This is a genomic window from Rhodothermales bacterium (assembly GCA_013002345.1).
Classification (GTDB): domain Bacteria; phylum Bacteroidota; class Rhodothermia; order Rhodothermales; family JABDKH01; genus JABDKH01.
In genome coordinates this window covers 1-4,911 of record JABDKH010000122.1, presented here as the reverse complement: position 1 = coordinate 4,911, position 4,911 = coordinate 1, and the positions used below count along the sequence as shown (strand labels likewise).

Genomic DNA, 4,911 nt, shown 5'->3' with positions numbered 1-4,911 from the left:
AAGAAAAGCCTGAAGGAGGGAGTCAAGATTCGTCGTCTGGCGGCACGCCTTCAGGGGACCGTGCAGGTGATGACCGGCATCTCGTCCGCTGCCGTGTTGTTCTACGGAGGTGTCCTCGTACTCGGCGGCTCGCTCACGCCCGGCGAGTTGCTCGTCTTCCTCTCGTATCTGAAGGCGATGATGAAGCCGGTACAGGACTTTGCCAAATACTCGAGCCGGCTGGCCAAGGCATCGTCTGCAAGTGAGCGCGTCATGGAACTGTTCGCTGAAACGCCGACCGTCGTTGACGCGCCCGACGCCGTCCCGGCGCCGGCCTTCAAAGGAGGCATCACGTTTCGTGAAGTCGGATTCTCCTACGGGAATGGGCATCCGCATCTGCAGGATGTAGATCTGACGATTGCACCCGGAGAGCGCGTCGCGATCGTGGGGGCATCGGGCCACGGGAAGTCGACGCTCGTCAGTCTGGTGCCACGACTCTATGATCCGCAGCACGGCGCAGTTCTGCTGGATGGGACGGACCTGAAACGCTACACGATCGAATCGGTGCGACGACAGATCAGCATCGTGCTGCAGTCGTCCACATTGTTTGCAGCCAGCGTTGCAGAGAATATCTCGTACGGCTGTCCCGATGCGTCGCTTGAGGATATTCGCGATGCGGCACGCCTGGCCAACGCCGACGAGTTCATCACCGACCTGGCGGACGGCTACGATACGATCCTCGGTGAAGGGGGATCGACGATTTCAACCGGACAGCGACAGCGCATCGCACTGGCCAGGGCCGCTGTGCGCCGAACGCCGATCATGATTCTTGATGAGCCGACGACAGGGCTCGACGAGGCCGCGCGGCAGAATGTGATCACGGCGCTGGAGCGCGTTAGTGAAGGCCGCACCGTACTCCTCGTGACGCACGACCTGGATCTTGCCGCCCGTGCAGATCGAGTTGTGTACGTGGAGGAGGGAAGAGTTCTCGAGAATGCGTCGCACGAAACGCTCCTGGCGAATGGGGACAGCTATGCACGCCTCTATCGTCTTCAGCAACAAGGATTTGCAGACGGGGCGGCCGCATGAGTGCATCATTACAACATGGACAGACCGTGTCGGACAACCCGTACGTCTTCGTCGTCGGATGCCCTCGCTCCGGGACCACGCTGCTGCAACGTATGCTGGATAGTCATCCGCTGTTGGCCGTGGCGAACGATACGCACTTCATTCCGCGCGCACTGGCGGGAATGGGAGAGGCGAATCCCGAGCTGACGCCGGAGCTCGCCGAGAAGGTGTGGGCGTATCATCGCTTCAACCGGTTGGGTCTGACGAGAGACGACCTGGATGCAGCCGCTGCGGACTCCCACACTTACAGCACATTCGTCAGTCGCCTGTACGACACGTTCGGTCGAAAAAGGCAGAAGCCGCTCGCCGGTGAGAAGACGCCGGACTATGCGCGGCACATCCCGGTTCTGCACGGGCTGTTCCCGCGTGCCCGCTTCGTCCACATCGTTCGCGACGGTCGCGACGTGGCGCTGTCGGCGCTCGACTGGGCCACGCCGAAGAAGGGACCGGGGCGATGGACGCTGTGGGATTCGCATCCGGTGGCGACGTGCGCACTCTGGTGGCGGTGGCAGATCGAAGGGGCACTCGAGGCGCGTTTGCTGCTCGGGCCGGATGTCGTCTACGAGGTTCTGTACGAAGATCTCGTCGCCGCACCGGAGACTCAGCTCAGACGCATCGCGCGATTCCTCGATCTCGAGTACGACAGTGCAATGGAGCAGTATAACAGGGGAAAGATTCGACAGGACTCGAACGCCTCGGCCAAGTCCGCATGGCTGTCGCCGACTTCGGGTCTGCGTGACTGGCGGCAGCAGATGGCGCCCGACGATGTCTCCGTCTTTCAGGCACTTGCCGGCGACCTGTTGAACGCGCTGGGGTACGAGACCACAACCTCTGCCGCTGGCGGCCCGGTTGCCCGCGTCTCGGAAGAGTGCCAGTCGTGGTGGAACGAGTGCGACGGCAAGCCCGCGACACGACGCCGCGCGGACCGGCGACTGACGACAACGGAGGGTTCATGATGCTCCCTCCGCACGAACTGCATCTTGCCGAACGCGACGCGGTCCTGCCCGGATTGCGCGTACTTCTCGACGCCGACGCGGTCCGCGACTTGCTCGAGTCCCGCACCGGAGAGAGCTTCGAGGGATTGCGCCGAATGTACGTCCGGTACAAGCCGGGCATGAACCTCCTCGTCGGCTACGGGCGTGACGGAGCCATTGAGTGCTACGCAAAGACGTTCCGCGAGGCGGATCGCGTCAAGCTCGACAAGGTCCGTGAGAGAGACGCGTTCGACGATGATCGCTTCGCGCGTTTTGTGATCGAAGATCCCGCGATCGTCCTCGCACCATTTCCGGCCGACGCCAAGCTGCCGGCACTGTCCCGGCTTCACAGCGACCGGGGCATGCGGCATCTGGCTCGAATGGCGAAGGTCAAGCGCAGAAGGTTGACGGTAGAGAGACTCCGGTACAAGCCCGAGCGTCGATTCGTGGGGCAGATCCGTGAACGGGACATCCCCGTGGCGTCGTTCAAGACATACACGGATCGGGGTTTCGAGCGAGCGCGGAAAGGACTGCAGGTCGCACACGGACGGAATGACGTGAAAACGCCCGACGTGCTGGCGATTGCACCGCGGTTGCGGACCATCCTGTTCCGATGGGTGAGCGGACGGTCCTTGCACGATCGACTGCTGGAAGGCTCGTGGCCGGTTGATGGCATCGAGGCGGTCGGCGGGGCGCTGTCCAGGCTTCACACGCTCCCGCCGGAAGGACTCTCAGTGTGGTCAACATCTCGCATCGGTGAGTTTACGGCGGAAGCTCGCGCTGCGATCGAGGTGCTGATGCCCGGGCGTGCGGGCCAGCTCGACCGTTTAGTGCAGCGCGCGCTGGCAGGTATCGTTGACGCGCCCGGATCTCCGCGCTTCCTGCATGGAGATTTTAACGCTGAACAGATTATCCTGACGGAGCGGGATGTTCACTTTCTCGACTTCGATCGATCGGCCGCGGGACGGCCGCAGATCGACCTCGCCACGTTTGCGGCGCACCTTGAACTGGACACCAGCTCCGGCCAGATCGATGCCGCCGGTGCTGAGCATCTCCTGCATACGCTGGTGGATGGATACCGTCGCGAAGGCGGGGAGATCACAGCCGACTTTTCCGCGCTGACGTCGCTCGTTCTGCTCCAGCTCGCGCTCACGCCGTTTCGGCGGGGCGAACCCGACTGGCATGATGGCGTCGGCTCCATCCTCGACCGATGTGAGAAGCTGCTTGAGAACCCCGCGGCACGCCGACACAGCGTTCTATCCCGGACGTCCTCGCGCGAAAGATCTAGTGCAGGCGATCGTCAGACGGATATCACCGATGCGGCAGAAGCAGCAGATGCCGCTCTCCTAACGAAAGCGCTCGATGCGGATCACATGCACCTTGTGTTCGCACGTCTGAGCAATGAAAATCCGTCTCATCCCGCCCTTCCTTCGATGGCGTCCGCACGGCTGCTGAAGCGACGTGCGGGAAGACGATTTGTCGTCGAATACAACGGACCTGATCCGCGCCGAGATGTGGTCGGGAAGGTCAGGGTTAAAGGGCTGGACCGTCGATCCTTCGACGTAACGACGAAGCTTCACGACCTTGGATTTCGTGCCGATGGCAACGAGTCGTTCGCTGTGCCCGAGCCGGTGGCGACGGTACCCGAGTTGCACATGAGTCTCTATCGCCGGATCGACGACCGGAGTTCGTCGTCGTGGATCGAGTCGTCGTCTGCGCCCTCAGTCGCTGCGCAGATCGGGCGTTCACTCGCCCGCCTGCATCTGGTCGAACCGCTCACGAAGCGGACTCATACGCTCGACGATGAGTTGACCATCCTGACGGATCGACTGGGTCGATTCGAAGCGTTGCGACCCGACGATGCGAAACGCGTACGTCGAATCGGGGAGGCGGCGCGGAGACTGTTCGCAGGACTCTCCGTACAGCCCGTACGGGGGATTCATCGTGACTTCCATCCGGACAACATCATTGTCGACCGGGAGCGGATCTACTTCATCGATTTCGATTTGTACGCGGTTGGTGACGCAGCGATCGACGCCGGTAACTTTGTGGGACACATCGTCGAATGGTCGCTTCGCCGATTCGGGCACGAGCACGCGCTAGACAGCGTTTGCGAAGCATTCTGTCAGAGCTATCTGGCGCACGGCGGTCCCTCGGACTACGATCGGATACAATCTTTCGCCGCGCTCACCATGGCCCGGCACATTCACCTGAGCACCACCAGATCCGGTCGCGCTCACATCACGGAGAAATTGATCTCTTCGTGTGAGGCACGGCTCGGACCACGGGTAACGGCAGCATGAATTCAGGAGGCTGCAAAACATGAACCACCTACTATCGGCATTAGTCAACATCGGAAGCGGTGCCGCCCGGTCGACCCTGGCCACAGCCAGTCTGACTGTTGCAACATTCGTCGTGTCGACGCTGTTTGTCGCCACTCCCGCGCAGGGGCAGGACGGATTCATCCGTGCCAGAATCAACCGCACCTCGCCCACATCCTTTCACGTGCAGGCGGGTCGGGAGCAGGGTCTCGACGAGCACGCCATTGTCGACGCTTTCAGCGATACAGCGTATGTGGGTAGTCTGAAAATCGTAGACGTGTCGGAGGGTGCTGCCGAGCTCGCCTTTCTACGCGATGACCTGATTGGCCAGCAGCAGAGGCGGCCGACATTGACAGCCGGCGACTACCTGTATCTGCGGTTCGCCGTCGGTGATGCAGGACTCGATCGTACGCGCGGGCGTGTCCGTACGCCGGGTTTCCTCGACGTTGATCTTCAGTTTGCCAGCGCATACGATTCGAACATCGACCACAACGACGAGCCGGTGGAGT

Annotated in this window: 4 protein-coding genes; all 4 read left to right on the top strand. The window is 61.9% G+C overall.

The features are described 5' to 3' along the window. A partial coding sequence (locus HKN37_06355) for an ABC transporter ATP-binding protein (GenBank protein ID NNE46264.1) occupies nucleotides 1–1,068 on the top strand: 1,068 nt, incomplete at its 5' end. Then, on the top strand, nucleotides 1,065–2,063 hold the full coding sequence (locus HKN37_06350) for a sulfotransferase (protein NNE46263.1): 999 nt from the start codon (nucleotides 1,065–1,067) through the stop codon (nucleotides 2,061–2,063). The genes HKN37_06355 and HKN37_06350, both read left to right, overlap by 4 nt. Next, complete coding sequence (locus HKN37_06345; GenBank protein NNE46262.1) at nucleotides 1,997–4,384, top strand: phosphotransferase; 2,388 nt, start codon at nucleotides 1,997–1,999, stop codon at nucleotides 4,382–4,384. Before HKN37_06350 ends, HKN37_06345 begins: the two co-directional genes overlap by 67 nt. Before the next feature lie 19 nt (nucleotides 4,385–4,403). Beyond that, nucleotides 4,404–4,911: hypothetical protein (locus HKN37_06340; protein ID NNE46261.1), on the top strand; the 508-nt coding region annotated here is incomplete at its 3' end.

Coding starts and splice junctions, on each gene's coding strand:
- HKN37_06350 (NNE46263.1), top strand. CDS start 1,065: ATGAGTGCATCATTACAACATGGACAGACCGTGTCGGACAACCCGTAC.